Raw genomic sequence first — 14052 nt, 5'->3', positions numbered from 1 at the left:
TTGTAAAAGATAACACAACGATGCGCCCGGCAACAGGAGAAAGGGGAGGGAGAGGGACGCGGGATGCGGAACGGGAATGGTCAAAAGATATTCCCCGTCCCCCGTCCCTTACTCCACCTTCATCACGATCAGGGAAACGTCATCCTGGAAACTGTGCAGGCCGGTGAAGGTTCGGACCTGGCGCAGAACCTCCTCGATGATTCCCTCCGGGGGGAGGTCCTTGAGACCCGCCAGGAGTTCACAGAGGCGTTCTTCGCCGAAAAGTTCTCCCGAATCTGGATGCATCGCCTCGGTCACGCCGTCGGTGTACAGAAAGAGTATATCTCCTGGCGCGAGGTCGGTGGCTTCTTCTTCGAAAACAATCTGGCGCTTGATGCCGAAGATCATCCCCTCGGCATCGAGCCGATCGCAGGCGCCGCGGCTGCTGCGCCAGAGGAGCGGCCGGTTGTGACCGGCGCTGGCGTAGGTCAGGCGGTGGGTCTCCGGGTGGAAGGAGCAGTAGAACATGGTGATGAAGAGTTCCGCCCGGGTGAGATCGGCGTAAAAGAACTCGTTGAGTTCTTCCATGACCCGGTGGACCTCGCCAAAATCGGTGGTGCGGGCATGAATGAAGGTGCGCGTTTCGGCCATGATCAGGGCGGCGCCAACGTTGTGGCCGGAGACGTCGGCGATAACCAGGTCGATTCGGCCGTCAGTACGGGGGAGGAAGTCGTAGTAGTCGCCGCCGACCTGGCTGGCGGGCACACAGATTCCGGCCAGCTTGATACCGGGGAAATCGGGCGTATGGTCGGGGAGGAGGCTGACCTGGATATTCTTGGCGATCTGCAGTTCCCGTTCCTGTTCCCGGGCGGCAATCAGGCCGGCGGTCTGCCGGGCGTTGCGCCAGGCAACGCCGATCAGCCCGGCGAGGTTCTCGAACAGGGCGATGAATTCTTCCGTCAGCATCCCCTTGGAGGTGCGGGAGAAGGCCGACAGGACGCCGATCGGCTGTCCCTCGATGACGATGGGGGTGTGGGCGAAGGACTTGATCCCCTCGCGGTGGATGATCACCGCGGAAAAGGCCTTGTCCATAAAGTCGGTATCATTGACCACCGTCGTCGAATTGGTGAGGTAGGTGGCGCCGATATAGGTCTCCATGTTGAGGTCCCGTTCCGATTCGCCGAGATGCTCGCTGCTCATGCCGACCTGGCTTTGTACCACCAGGGTGTTGCGGTCGTCGTCGAGAATGCGGATCACGCCGAGGTCAAACTTGAACTGCTGCTGCAGCAACTGGAGGATGTCGTCGAGGATTGACTGGAGATTGGCGCCGCTCGCGACCAGGCGGGCCGATTCGTAAAGGACCCCGAGCTGCTCACGGCTCGAAGTGCGGCTTAAGGTGACCGAGCCGAAAATATCGAAAACATCCTCCATGCGGCTGCCGCGGGTCGCCAGGTAGTTTTCGATAATGATGCGGGCGGGGGCGGCGCCGACGGAACCGGCCAGGGTCCGTTCGGTAAAACGCTTGAGGTTCGGCAGCTCGTATTCGGAAAGGCTCCCCCGCTCGTCGATCTCCCGATTTCCCAGGTACTGGCTGATGGCGGTGTGGGCCTGCTTTTCCCCGATGAACTTGGTCATCAGTTCGACGAATTCCATCACCGAGGGGGCTTTGCTGATCCTCTCCCGCTGCAGCGGTGCCCGCTGGGGGACGAAAACGTCGACGAACTTGATCGCCTGCTCCGCCTCGGCACGGGAGGTTGCGGAGAGGAGGGAGATGGCGAGAAAGGCGCCGACATTGAAGAGGAGGGTCCAGAAGAGGGCGTGGGTCCAGATGTCGAAACCGGTCAGTCCGAAGAGTTCGAGCGGGCGCAGAAAGGAAATCCCGAACAGCCCCTGGTCGAGAATCGAATGGTCGAGCCAGCCGGAACGGACGAAGGAGGGAACGAGCAGGGTATAGAACCAGAGGATGAAACCGAGAATCAGCCCGGTCAGGGCGCCGCCACGGGTGGCATGGCGCCAGTAGAGGCCGCCGATCAGGCCCGGTGCAAACTGGGTTGCGGCCATGAAGGAGATCAGGCCGATGTTGACCAGGGCGTAGGATTCGCCGAGCAGCCAGTAGTAGAGGTAGCCGAGAAAGATCACGGCGATAATGGCGAGGCGCTTGATAATGATCAGCAGGCCGGAGATGTCCGCGGCCTCGATCTTCATGCGGATGATCAGCGGCATGACCAGGTGGTTGAGGACCATGGTCGCCAGAGCGACCGAAGAGACCATGACCATCCCGGCCGAGGCGGAAAAGCCGCCGATGAAGACGAGGAGGGCAAGCCAGGGCTGGCCGAACTGGAGCGGCAGGGTCAGAACGAAGTAGTCGGCGCCCTGGGTGTCGCCGTTGTACATCAGCAGGCCGGCGAGGGCGATGGGAATGACGAAGAGGTTCATCAGGAACATGTAGGCCGGAAAACGCCACATGGCACTCTTGATATGCTCCTCATCGGAGTTTTCAATGACCATGATGTGAAACTGGCGGGGGAGGAACATCACCGCCATCATCGAGATGAAGGTCAGGGAAACCCAGTGAGCGTAGCTGTTGTCGCCGCTGTTGATCAGGAGCAGGTCCTGGCGGTCCGGAAAACGGCTCATAAAGTCGGTGAAAATGTCACCGAAACCGTCAAACATGACGAAGGTAACAAAAATGCCGACGCCGACGAAGGCGACGATCTTGACCAGCGATTCGAGGGCAATTGCCGCGACCAGCCCCTCGTGCCGCTCGGAAGCGTCGAGATTGCGGGCGCCGAAGAGGACGCCGAAAAGGGCCAGGATCAGGGCAACGACCAGGGCCGTATCGAAGCGGAAACCGAGGTTCGGCAGCTGGTGCAGTGACTTCCCGGGACCGGCGAGAGGATTGGACAAAAGGTCGAAGGTATGGGCCACCGCCTTCAGCTGCAGGGCGATGTAGGGCATGATGCCAAGGACGGCGAAGACTGTCACCACGGCGCCCAGGGTGGCCGATTTCCCGTAACGGCTGGAGATGAAGTCGGCGATGCTGACGAGGTTCTGTTCCTTGCTGACCCGAACCATCTTGCGCAGCAAAAACCACCAGGAGAAGGCAATCAGGGTCGGACCGAGATAGACCGGGAGGAAGTCGAGGCCGCTGGTCGCGGCGCGGCCGACACTGCCGTAGAAGGTCCAGGAAGTTGCATAAACGGCCAGTGAGAGGCTGTAGGTGTGGGCATTGGAGATCAGGCTGCGGCCGGCAGCCCGGCGCTGGTCGGCATAGTAGGCGACCCCGAAGAGGAGACCGAAATAGAGGAGCGAGGTAATGGCAAGCAGCCAGACCGGGATCATTCGCTCCCTCCCGGGTCCTGCTTATCCGCCGGCTGGTTCCTGGGGCGCCGGGGGAGGGAACGGGAAAAGAGATAGATGACCAGGATCGACGCGGGCCAGCCGAGGAGAAAGTAGAGTATCAGCAGGGGAATGCCAAAGAAGGTGGTCGTCTTGTTGAAGATTTGCAGGAAGGGGTAGTTGAGCATGACGACCCCGAGAATGAAGAAGAGGACCCATGCTTCCCGCAGGCGCGGTTGGTTGTCGGAGTGATCGCCCATTTCAGCGTCCCGAAAGGATTGAGGCCAGGTGTTAGCTGCCGTTGCTACCTGGGGTCGGTGCCATCGAGGAGCTGGCAGATGACGAGTTGCACATTATAGTCGACATCCCGGGTGGTGTCGACCGTAATGCACGGCTCCGCCGCCGTCGGTGCGGCAAACCCGGCGGCCTGACGGCTATAGAGCTCAGGGCGCCCGTCCGAAGGGTCTTCCCCCTGCTGCTGGCGTGCAACCAGACGCCGCCGGGCTTCCGGCTCCGGGCAGTGGCAGTAGAGCAGGAGGGGGGCGAGCCCCCGGGCGGCGGCCCGGGCGAGAAAATCCCGCCGTGCTTCCCCGTCGGTAAAGGCGGCATCGATGATCACAGTTCCTTCTTGGGCCGATTCCGTTGCCAGGTCGAAGAGGCGTTGGTAGGTGGCGCGGGTCATTTCCCGCCCGTATATCCCGGCGCCGAAGGGGAGGGCGGCCGTCTCCTCACCAATGGTGCCGGCGAGCTCCTTGCGCACCAGATCGGAGCGAAAGACCTTCGCCCCGAGACTGCGGGCGAGGGTCCCGGCCAGGGTCGATTTCCCGCTTCCCATCAGGCCGCAGGTCAACAACAGGCGGCGGGGAGCGAGGTAGCCGAGGGCGAGGTTGAAATAGCGGCGGGCCAGGGTTGCGCCCCCTTCCCGGGCCCGGCCCTCGGCCGCGGGCGCCGTCGCCAGCAGGCCGTCGACCTTGCCCCTCACCCAGGCACGATAGACCTTGTAAAAGGTCACCAGCGGCCGCGGGCCGGGGTCGGGACCACCCCCCTTGCGGTATCCGGCGAGGAGGGCTGCGGCCAGGTCATGACGGCCGAGAAATTCGAGGTCCATGAGCAGGAAGGAGAGATCCGCGCTCGTGTCGGCAATGCGAAAGCGGGGGTTGAATTCGATGCAATCGAAGATCCGGATCGGTCGGGTCAGGCAGATGTGGGCGCTGTGCAGATCGCCGTGGCCGTCACGAACGAAGCCCGCTTTGGCCCGATTGACGAGGAGAGCGCCGTTCTCGCGGAAAAAGTCCGCGACATAGCGGCGTGCCAAGGTTGCCGCGCGCTCTGAGAGGAGGGCGGGAATGAAGGGCTCGCTCTGACGAAAATTTTCTTCCCAGTTGGCCCTGACCTGGTTGCGGTCGGCCGTTGCCGGCCCGCGCGCGACGGGAGAGGTTTCATGCAGATGGGCGATACGCTTCCCCACCAATTCGATGGCCGCCGGCAGTTCGCTCGCATTGCGCGCGATCAGGTGTTCCAGCATGCGGGCCCGGGGCAAACGGCGCATGATCACTGCCACTTCGACGCGTTCCCCGGCCCCGCCAAGCTGCACCCGGCCCGCGGCGAGGCGCAACTCGCCTACGCCAAGGTAGGTGCCAGGAGCGAAGCGGTCGTTGAGGCGGACCTCTTCGGTGCAGAAGTGAATTCTTTTCTCCAGGGTGGAAAAGTCGAGGAAGCCAAAATTGACCGGTTTCTTGACCTTGTAGACGTGGTCGCCGACGAGATAGACGCGGGAGGCATGGGTCTCCCGGCACACGACCCGGCCCCGGCTCCCCGGCCAGGCTTCCCGGCTCAGCAGCTGCTGATGCAGTTCCGCTTCCTCCATCGGTTTCCCTTCCTCGCCAGACCTGGCCATAAACTCTAACCCAGCGTTTTTACATGAAACATTATCACGTCCATCGCTCCTGTAAAGTGGCCGGAACGGCGGCAAGGCGATTGACGCTGCCGGGGGGGTGTGATAATTTCATGCGGCAGTTGGCAGCAGCCGGCAAATGTTTGACCCGGAACGATTTTCCCCCGCCACCTGGAGTTCTTGCCCGCCGTGAATCCACTCCGCTCTTTCCGGCACTTCGGTCTCGTCCTCGTCCTCCTGCTCGGGGGGTGCGGGTGGTCCGGTTTCAAGCCGGGACCTATCGACCAGGCCGCACCTTCAGCCGTGGTGGAAATTCCCTCCAGCCTGGCCGATCGCCCTGCCGGAACCGCCTTTTACTATTTCAGCCTCGCCAATCTGCTGGCGACCGACGGGGACCTGGACGGCTCACTGGCGGCGCTTGAAAAGGCACGGAAACTCGACCCCGGTTCCAGCTTCCTGAGTCTTGCCGTGGCCGAGGTCTATCTGCGCCAGGGTGAGGAGGAGCCGGCTCTGCGGGCTGTAGAAGATGCCCTCGCCACCGATCCCGCCTCCCTGGACGCCCATGTCATGCTCGCCCGGCTCCATTTCAACCGCAAGGAATATGCGGCTGCCGTCGCTGAATTCCGGGCCGCTGTCGCCCTTGCCCCGGACGATGAAAACCTCCAGTTGCAGCTCGCTGTGGCACTGTCCAAGAATGGCGAGGCCGGGGCCGCCATCGATTCCCTCAAGGCCTTTATCATCGCCCACCCCGAGGTGGAGACGAGCTACCTCGCTCTGGCCCGCCTCTACCAGGAGACCGGTCTGCGCGGGCGCGCCGAGTCGACCTATCTGCAATTGCTCAAGGAACGGCCGGATCTGCGCGAAGCAAAGCTCGATCTCGCCCGTTTTTATGAGTCCGCGCCCGGGAGCCTCGACCAGGCCCTGGAGATTTATCGGCAGCTGCTCGCCGAAGACCCGGCCGACAGCCGTCTGCGCCATCACCTCGTCGCGGTCCTGATCAGCGTCGGCAAGCTCGGCGCCGCCCGGGACGAACTGGAGGCCCTGCTGCAGTTCGACCCCGAGGACCTTGAGGCCCGGCGCAAGCTCGGCCTGATCGCCATCGAGCAGGAGCGCTGGCCCGCCGCGGTGGCCCTCTTCCGAGGACTGGTCGAAGAACAGCCCGACTTTGATCAGGTGCGCTACTATCTTGGCGTCGCCCTCGAGCGCCAGGGGGATCTGCCGGCAGCCCTCGACACCTTTGCCGCCATTGCCGACGACTCTACCTTTGCTGACGACGCCCTGATGCACCGCGCCTATCTGCTTGATTCTCTCGATCGCAGCGGCGAAGCGATCGACCTGCTCGAAACCCGGCTGAAGTCCCCCGCCGACCGCCCCGATATCTTTGTTTTCCTTTCGTCCCTTTATGGCGCCACCGGCCAGGAGCCGGCCGCCCTGGAAATCGTAGACCGCGGGCTTGCGGTTTTTCCGGACAACCTGCAGCTCCTTTACCAGCGTGGCATTCTGTTCGAGAAGAAGGGTCAGCATGACCAGGCCGCCGAGGTCATGAAGCAGATTCTTCACCTTGACCCGAAACATGCCGAGGCCCTTAACTACCTCGCCTACCGCTGGGCCGAAAGGGACGAAAACCTGGAGCAGGCCCTGGCCTATGCGCGGAGGGCGCTGGCGCTGTCCGACCTGCCCCACATTCATGATACCCTCGGCTGGGTGCTCTACCAGCGCGGCGAATACGATGCCGCCCTGCGGCACCTGCAGAAGGCCGCCGATGGCTTGCCGGGCGACGAAGTTGTCTTGGAACACCTCGCCGATGTCTGTCAGGCCGCCGGGCTTTACGACCTGGCGGCCCTCTACTATCGCAGGATTCTCGAAAAAGACCCGGAAAACAGGGCGATAAAGCAGAAACTTGAGAAATCTCTGCAACAATTGAAAGAGTGAGACCTGTGCCGACCGACCGCTGCCGGGCCGGCATTTACTGGCCCCGATGGAACCGAGGCTGCTTCGCGGCTCTTGTCGCGCTTCTGCTTTTCATGATGCCTGGCTGTGCACCGCCCCAGGCGCCGATACCGTTGCCGGCCCTCCCGCCGATTGCCGCTGGCGTGCTGCTGCAGCAGGTGGAGAGCTGTGGTGCTGATGTCACCTCCCTGCGCGGGCTGGCCAAGGTCCAGCTCGCCAACGGCGAAAAAAATTTCACTGTCCGGCAGGTTATCCTCGCCGGTTACCCCGACCGGCTGCGCACCGAAACCCTCAGCCCCTTCGGTTCGCCGCTGCTGGTACTCGCAAGTGACGGCCAAACCCTCGCTGCCCTGCTCCCCGGTGAAGGGCGCTTTCTGCAGGGACCTGCCAGCGCCGAGAACCTGCGGCGTTTTACCCGTCTGCCGCTCCGTCTTGGCGACCTCGTCGGTCTGCTCCTCTATCGTCCGCCGCTCCTCCCCTGGGAAGAGATGCGCGGCGACAGCGGGGATGCTGACCGCAGCTACCGGCTCTTCCTGGACGGGCCGGGGACGCGGCGGCAGGTCTTTAGTTTCGCCGCGGATCTTCAGCTGACCGGTGCCGCCTACTACGACGGCAAGGAACTCCTGCTTGAAGTCGGCTACAGTGATTTCGGTTCCGGCCCGCCGCCCTTTCCCCGCCACGCCGAATTGCTGCTGCCCGGCTACGCCGTAACGGCCACCATTCACTTCACGGAAGTCGAGCTCAATGTCGACCTGGCCGCCGCCCTGTTTCACCTCCTGCCTCCGGTGGGGGTGGTGGTGGAGGAACTGCCGTGATGAGGCGGTTTGAATTTTGAATTTTGAATTTACTGGTCAGGAATAACTCCATGGGGATTCCCGGCGCAGTTGTTGCTGAACATTATTCAGGAAACATCCACATCATGGAGGACCTTTCAATTTGGAGAATCGGACATTGAAATTCAAAATTCAAAATTCAAAATTCATCATTTTTCTATTGGTAACGCTCCTTCTCGCTGGCTGCGACCGGCGCGAGCCGGTCATCCCTGCCGAAGGGAAGGCGGCGGAGCCGGCCTATGGCGACACCATCATCGAGGGGTCCATCGGTGATGCCAGCAACCTGCTGCCGGTTCTCGCTTCCGACGCCTCCTCCTCCGAGATCGCCGGCATGATCTACAACGGGCTGGTCCGTTACGACAAGGACCTGCGGCTGGAAGGGGAACTCGCCGAATCCTGGGAGGTTTCCGCCGACAACCTGGTCATCACCTTCCATCTCCGCCCCGGGGTCAAGTGGCACGACGGCGCCCCCTTCAGCGCCGAAGATGTCCTTTTTACCTACCAGACCTATATCGACCCCGCGGTGCCGACCGCCTATGCCGAAAATTACAAGCAGGTCGACAAGGTCGAAGTCCTCGACCCGCTGACCCTGCGCGTCAGCTACAAGAAGCCGCTCGCCAAGGCGCTGATCAGCTGGGCGGTGGGGATCATGCCGAAGCACCTGCTCGCCGGCCAGGACGTCACCAAAAGCCCCCTCTCCCGGGCTCCCGTCGGTACCGGCCCCTACAAGTTCGTCGAATGGCTTCCCGGCGAGAAGATCGTGCTGGAGGCCAACCCCGACTATTTTGAAGGCCGGCCGCGGCTGAACCGAGTGGTTTACCGGATCATCCCGGACGAATCGACGATGTTTCTCGAGCTCAAGGCCGGCGGCCTCGACATGATGGGGCTCACCCCGCTGCAGTACGCCCGCCAGACCGACGCGGCCGAATTCAGCCGCCGCTTCAACAAGTATCGCTACCTCTCCTTCGCCTATACCTACCTCGGCTACAACCTGAACCGGCCGCTGTTCAAGGACCGGCGGGTGCGCCACGCGCTGGCTTTTGCCATCAACAAGCAGGAGATCATCGACGGTGTTCTCCTCGGCCTCGGTCAGGAAGCGACCGGGCCCTACAAGCCCGGCACCTGGCCCTACAACGCCGCGGTCAGGCGCTACCCCTACGAACCGGCCCGGGCGAAGGAGCTGCTCGCTGAAGCCGGTTGGCAGGACAGTGACGGTGACGGCATCCTTGACAAGGATGGCCAGCCCTTTGCCTTCACCATCGTCACCAACCAGGGGAACGACCAGCGCACCAAGAGCGGCGAGATCATCCAGCGGCGCTTCCGCGAGATTGGTGTCGATGTCAAGCTGCGGGTCATCGAGTGGGCCTCTTTTCTCAAGGAGTTCATCAACCCCGGCAACTTCGATGCCACCATCCTCGGCTGGACCATCCCCATCGATCCCGACGGCTACAACGTCTGGCACTCAAGCAAGACCGGGCCCGGCGAACTCAACTTTGTCGGCTTCAAGAATGCCGAGGTCGACGAGCTGCTTGAAAAAGGAAGGCGTACCCTCGACCAGGCGCAGCGCAAGGTCTACTACGACCGCTTCCAGGAGATCCTGGCCGAGGAGCAGCCCTACACCTTCCTCTACGTCCCCGACGCCCTCCCTGTCGTTGCCGCCCGGATTCACGGCATCGAACCGGCCCCGGCCGGGATTTCGTACAACTTCATCAAGTGGTACGTTCCCGCGAGCGAGCAGAAGTACGGGCGTTAGATTGCTGCGGCAATCTAACGCCGGGACGAGGGACGGGGAACGGGGGACGAGGAAGGACGATATCCGCAAGGGGGATGAATTGTGCAATCTATGGCAGGAGGAAATGTCGGGGCTCCGGCGCGATTTGAAAATCTCGAAGTTTGGCGGAGGGCGGCCCGTTTAAGTGCCGACCTTTATCGGGAGCTCAGGGATTTGCGGGATTTCGGTTTCAAGGACCAGGTTACCCGCTCGGGGCTCTCCATTCCAAGCAATATTGCCGAAGGAATAGAACGTTCCCTTCCGGCCGATTGCATTAAATTTCTACGTTATGCCAAGGGTTCCTGTGGAGAATTAAGAACCCAGGTTTACATCGGCATGGAAATCGACTATATCCAGCGGGAAATTGGCCGGCAGTGGATAGCAGAGACCACCATCATTTCTTCACTCCTGGGTGGTTTGATCCGATCCAAGCAAAAGAAGTCCTGATTAGCCCTAATTCTCAGCTGAGGGGCGAGAGCACCTTGGGCATCCAATATGTAGGGGCCCCATTGTTCAATTCATCGCTACGGCTTGGGCTCTTGTAGGGGCGATCCGCATCAAGCTGAGAATCGGACCTAATCAGGAAAGAAGTTGGCCGGCTGAGGAGTCCGGTCTTGCATAATCCGGAATTGCTTGATTTTCAGATTGTTCGCGTTCCCCGTCCCGCGTCCCTCGTCCCGAGACCATAATAATGCTCTTGTATTTAATCAAACGACTGTTAACCATGCTCCCGCTGCTGCTCGGGATCACCATCATCTCCTTCACCGTCATCCACCTGGCGCCGGGGGAGCCGACCGACCTGCAGACCCAGCTCAACCCCGAGGTCTCGGTGGAACTGCGGGAGCGGCTGCGGGCCCAGTATGATCTCGACCAGCCGCTGATCGTCCAGTACGGCAAGTGGCTGGGGCGGATCGTGCGCCTCGACTTCGGCGACTCCTTTGCCCAGGACCACCGCCCGGTCGCCCGCAAGATCGCCGAACGGCTGCCGGTGACGATCCTCATCAACGTCCTGTCGATTGCCGCCATCCTCGCCTGCGCCATCCCCATCGGCATCCTCTCGGCAACAAAGCGCAATTCCCTCTTCGATCGCGGCACCACCGTCTTCGTCTTTATCGGTTTTGCAACCCCCAGTTTCTGGTTGGCGCTGCTGCTCATGGACTACTTCGGCGTCCGCCTCGGCTGGCTGCCGATTGCCGGCCTCAAGTCCCTTGGCCACGAATATCTCGGCTTCTGGGCCGGCCTCGCTGACTATGGTCGTCACCTGATCCTGCCGGTCTTTATCTCCGCTTTCGGCGGGCTCGCCGGCTTCTCCCGCTACATGCGCTCCAACATGCTTGAGGTGATCCGCCAGGATTACATCCTCACTGCCCGCGCCAAGGGGCTCGGCGAGCGGGCGGTGATCTACCGCCACGCTCTGCGCAACGCCCTGCTGCCGGTCATCACCATCCTCGGCCTTTCGGTTCCCGGCCTGATCGGCGGCTCGGTCATCTTCGAGACCATCTTTGCCATCCCGGGCATGGGCAAGCTCTTCTACGACGGGGTGATGATGCGCGACTATCCCCTGATCATGGGGGTGCTGGTGATCGGGGCCGTCCTCACCCTGGCCGGCAACCTGCTCGCCGATTTGGGCTATGCCCTTGCGGATCCAAGGATACGGAATGGGTAAGGAGGGAGGAGGGGGACGTGGAACGAGGGACGGGAACGACCCCGATGGCTGGTATCTCATGCCGCTGGTTAATCTCAGGGGGGTCCAATTCCCCGAAGCTTGCTTCGCTATCGCCAATATGAAATATTGGCGACATGAGCGAATATGTACACAAAAGTCATAATGTTTCTGTGCTGTTATACCATCTTGTTTGCCCAGCAAAATACCGCCGGGTTGTTTTCACCCCAGAGGTTGATGGCTGTCTCAAAGAGGTCTGCCTTGAGATCGCCAAAAGATACGAGATTCAGTTCGTAGAAATTGGGACCGACAAAGACCATGTTCACTTTTTGGTGCAGTCGGTTCCAATGTACAGCCCAACGCAGATTGCACGAGTCATCAAAAGCATTACGGCCAGAGAAATATTCAAACGAGTCCCATCGGTTAAAAAGCAACTATGGGGTGGCGAATTTTGGACAAAGGGCTATTTTGTGAACACTGTAGGCCAAAAGGGTAATGAGAAAACCATTGCGACCTATGTTAGAAATCAAGGCCGAGAAAAAGAGTATCAGCAATTGCACCGCGAGCAGTTAACGCTTTTTGATACCCCGTAGCTTGCTGCGGGGTAGTTCATTTTATCTTTGTACTGGAATTGGGTTATTCGAGTCCCGCGTCCCCCGTTCCCCAATCCGGTCTCATGGGAAGGAATCTGAATATGAAACAATGTAGGCATTTCCTTATTCTGCTCGTCATTCTTCTCCCCCTCTCCGCCTTCGCCAACCCCTCCCCGACCGTTCCCCTCGACAGCTGGGTCTACCCGGCGCTGGAAAAGCTCGCAGGGTTGGGGGTGATCGATTCGGCCCTGCAGGGGAACCGCCCCTGGAGCCGACTCGAGGTGGGGCGCCAGCTGGCAGAGGTGAATCCGAACCTTTGGGTCGTCCCCGCCGCCGGCGAGCTGCTCGAACGCCTGCGGGGTGAATTTGCCGCCGAAGTGGCCGAGCAGACTCTGCCGCCACAGGAGAGCGTGCGCTACCTGCACCCCCTCGACACCGCCCGGGTCGGTCTCCTCTTCCGGGAAGGGGAAGCGAACACCTTCCCCGGGGTCAATGCGGTCCAGTTCGCCCCTGACTACAACCGCAGCGGGCGCAGTGCTGCCGAAGGGTTCAACCTGGAGGCCGGCTTCTCCGGCGCCGCGCGCTATGGATTTCTGCTTGCTGACTGGGAACCGCTGCTTGAATATCGGCAGGGGGAGGGGGGCGATCTGCGGCTGCAGGGAGGCGGGGTGACCCTCTCCCTCGGCCGGGTCGATCTCTTCGCCGGCCGCCAGGAACTCTGGTGGGGGCAGGGGCGCCATGGAACCCTGATCCTCTCCAACAACGCCCGCCCCCTCGACATGATCCGTCTCTCCACTCCGGAGGCCAAGCCGCTGCCGTGGCTGTTCCGTTACCTCGGCCCGTTCCATTTCGACCTCTTCGTCAGCCGCCTCGAAGCCGAGCGCGTTGTGCCTGAGCCGTACCTCAGCGGCATGCGCCTCGCCATCAAGCCCTTTCCCTGGTTCGAACTCGGCGCCAGCCGCACCTCGACCTTCGGCGGGGAGGGGCGCCCCTCCGTCGGCTTCGGCGATTTTGTCGAGGTGGTGATCGGCAGCAACCCGCCGGCCGGTTCCAGCGACAACGCCAACTCCATTGCCGCCCTCGATGCCCGCCTGCGCATTGCCCCCTTGGGCGGGCTCGAACTCTATGGCGAATTCGGCGGCGAGGACGAAGCGAACCACTTCATCTCCAAGCCGGCCTGGCTCGCTGGCGCCTATCTGCCGCAGCTCGACGCCAACGGCCGGCTCTCCCTGCGCCTCGAGTACGCCAACCTCGCGTTCAGCGATAACGGCCCGGTCTGGTATCGCCATAGCACCTACCGCTCCGGTTATACCTACAATGGCCGTCTTCTCGGTCACCACGCCGGGGGCGACTCCCGTGACCTCTTCGCTGCGGTCGCCTGGCAGTATGACGCCGACCTCGATCTCACCTTTTCCTGCGATTACGAGCAGCGCGGAGTCAGTGGCCCGGTGACGGAGCGCCACCTGCAGCCCGGCATCGAGGCGCGCTGGCGTTATCGCCCCCGCCATGAAATCAGGGCCGGTTATCGCTATGACCAGGTCCGCAATTTTGACCGGGTTGCCGGAGATGACCGCGACCTGCACCTCCTGTCTGCGGAGATGGTGTTTGCTTATTGAGGGACGGGGGATGAAAAACGGGGGACGGGGAAGGTCCTTTGATCAATGTGTTTCGCATTCCACGTTCTATTCTTTCCACCCCTATTGCAACTGGGCAAACCTTGACCCCGGCCGCGACCAGGGACGCTCAACCGGGAAGGTGCGGCCGCAGCTGCACTCGATCTGGGGGACGCGGGCGTGGAGGTAGGTGGAGTAGCGGAGGAAGTCATCGTGGTGCCAGACTTCCTGGGTGACCTGGCCGGGGGTGAGGTCTTTGCCGCAACAGGAGCAGCGAAACTGGCTGCCAAGGTCGAAGTCGATCGTAATGTCGAGACGATTTTCATCGCTGGCATAGGTCACCGCGGTGACCTTCCAGGGGGGAGAGAGCCCGAGCGTTGCTGAAAAGATGGATGGCCGTTCCATGGTGTGGATCCC

At 61.6% G+C, this 14052-nt stretch carries 11 protein-coding genes; 7 read left to right on the top strand and 4 right to left on the bottom strand.

The genetic code is table 11. The features are described 5' to 3' along the window. Positions 1–108: 108 nt before the first annotated feature. Genes ACYQ8E_RS05100 through ACYQ8E_RS05090 form a run of 3 tightly spaced genes read right to left on the bottom strand, consistent with a single transcriptional unit; the run spans position 109 to position 5215 of the window. On the bottom strand, positions 109–3321 hold the full coding sequence (locus ACYQ8E_RS05100; protein ID WP_066727486.1) for a SpoIIE family protein phosphatase: 3213 nt from the start codon (positions 3319–3321) through the stop codon (positions 109–111). Beyond that, the gene (locus ACYQ8E_RS05095; RefSeq protein ID WP_066727485.1) at positions 3318–3578 is read right to left on the bottom strand and encodes a hypothetical protein; all 261 of its coding nucleotides are present in this window, start codon (positions 3576–3578) and stop codon (positions 3318–3320) included. Before ACYQ8E_RS05095 ends, ACYQ8E_RS05100 begins: the two co-directional genes overlap by 4 nt. A gap of 44 nt (positions 3579–3622) precedes the next feature. Continuing rightward, on the bottom strand, positions 3623–5215 hold the full coding sequence (locus ACYQ8E_RS05090; protein WP_157471869.1) for a bifunctional aminoglycoside phosphotransferase/ATP-binding protein: 1593 nt from the start codon (positions 5213–5215) through the stop codon (positions 3623–3625). A gap of 186 nt (positions 5216–5401) precedes the next feature. Between ACYQ8E_RS05090 and ACYQ8E_RS05085 the strand changes: the two genes are divergently transcribed. The 7 genes from ACYQ8E_RS05085 to ACYQ8E_RS05055 all read left to right on the top strand — a co-directional run bounded on the left by ACYQ8E_RS05085 (position 5402) and on the right by ACYQ8E_RS05055 (position 13638). Continuing rightward, complete coding sequence (locus ACYQ8E_RS05085; protein WP_157471868.1) at positions 5402–7144, top strand: tetratricopeptide repeat protein; 1743 nt, start codon at positions 5402–5404, stop codon at positions 7142–7144. 131 nt (positions 7145–7275) lie between these two features. After that, entirely contained in the window at positions 7276–7977 is a 702-nt protein-coding gene (locus ACYQ8E_RS05080; RefSeq protein ID WP_066727482.1) for a hypothetical protein, read from the top strand. A 136-nt stretch (positions 7978–8113) separates the two neighbouring features. After that, positions 8114–9748 (top strand): peptide-binding protein, encoded by a 1635-nt coding sequence (locus tag ACYQ8E_RS05075; protein ID WP_082820297.1) that lies wholly within the window; start codon positions 8114–8116, stop codon positions 9746–9748. 90 nt (positions 9749–9838) lie between these two features. Continuing rightward, positions 9839–10213: a four helix bundle protein gene (locus ACYQ8E_RS05070; RefSeq protein WP_459860319.1), complete on the top strand. Its 375-nt coding sequence runs from the start codon at positions 9839–9841 to the stop codon at positions 10211–10213. A 244-nt stretch (positions 10214–10457) separates the two neighbouring features. Continuing rightward, positions 10458–11432, top strand: coding sequence for an ABC transporter permease (locus ACYQ8E_RS05065; RefSeq protein WP_066727481.1), 975 nt, complete (start codon positions 10458–10460; stop codon positions 11430–11432). Positions 11433–11566: 134 nt separating this feature from the next. Continuing rightward, positions 11567–12022: an IS200/IS605 family transposase gene (gene tnpA / locus ACYQ8E_RS05060; RefSeq protein ID WP_082820217.1), complete on the top strand. Its 456-nt coding sequence runs from the start codon at positions 11567–11569 to the stop codon at positions 12020–12022. Positions 12023–12123: 101 nt separating this feature from the next. Next, entirely contained in the window at positions 12124–13638 is a 1515-nt protein-coding gene (locus ACYQ8E_RS05055; RefSeq protein WP_066727480.1) for a capsule assembly Wzi family protein, read from the top strand. 81 nt (positions 13639–13719) lie between these two features. On the opposite strand, the gene ACYQ8E_RS05050 is transcribed toward ACYQ8E_RS05055, so the two are convergent. After that, the gene (locus ACYQ8E_RS05050) at positions 13720–14040 is read right to left on the bottom strand and encodes a hypothetical protein (RefSeq protein WP_066727479.1); all 321 of its coding nucleotides are present in this window, start codon (positions 14038–14040) and stop codon (positions 13720–13722) included. Between the last annotated feature and the right edge of the window lie 12 nt (positions 14041–14052).

Source organism: Desulfuromonas carbonis (genome assembly GCF_054658035.1).
This window is presented reverse-complemented; position numbering and strand designations above follow the sequence as displayed.

Excerpts from the sequence above, each read along its gene's own strand:
- ACYQ8E_RS05055 (WP_066727480.1), top strand. The coding sequence starts at position 12,124 with ATGAAACAATGTAGGCATTTCCTTATTCTGCTCGTCATTCTTCTCCCC.
- ACYQ8E_RS05050 (WP_066727479.1), bottom strand. The coding sequence starts at position 14,040 with ATGGAACGGCCATCCATCTTTTCAGCAACGCTCGGGCTCTCTCCCCCC.
- ACYQ8E_RS05095 (WP_066727485.1), bottom strand. The coding sequence starts at position 3,578 with ATGGGCGATCACTCCGACAACCAACCGCGCCTGCGGGAAGCATGGGTC.
- ACYQ8E_RS05065 (WP_066727481.1), top strand. The coding sequence starts at position 10,458 with ATGCTCTTGTATTTAATCAAACGACTGTTAACCATGCTCCCGCTGCTG.
- tnpA (WP_082820217.1), top strand. The coding sequence starts at position 11,567 with ATGAGCGAATATGTACACAAAAGTCATAATGTTTCTGTGCTGTTATAC.
- ACYQ8E_RS05070 (WP_459860319.1), top strand. The coding sequence starts at position 9,839 with ATGGCAGGAGGAAATGTCGGGGCTCCGGCGCGATTTGAAAATCTCGAA.
- ACYQ8E_RS05090 (WP_157471869.1), bottom strand. The coding sequence starts at position 5,215 with ATGGCCAGGTCTGGCGAGGAAGGGAAACCGATGGAGGAAGCGGAACTG.
- ACYQ8E_RS05100 (WP_066727486.1), bottom strand. The coding sequence starts at position 3,321 with ATGATCCCGGTCTGGCTGCTTGCCATTACCTCGCTCCTCTATTTCGGT.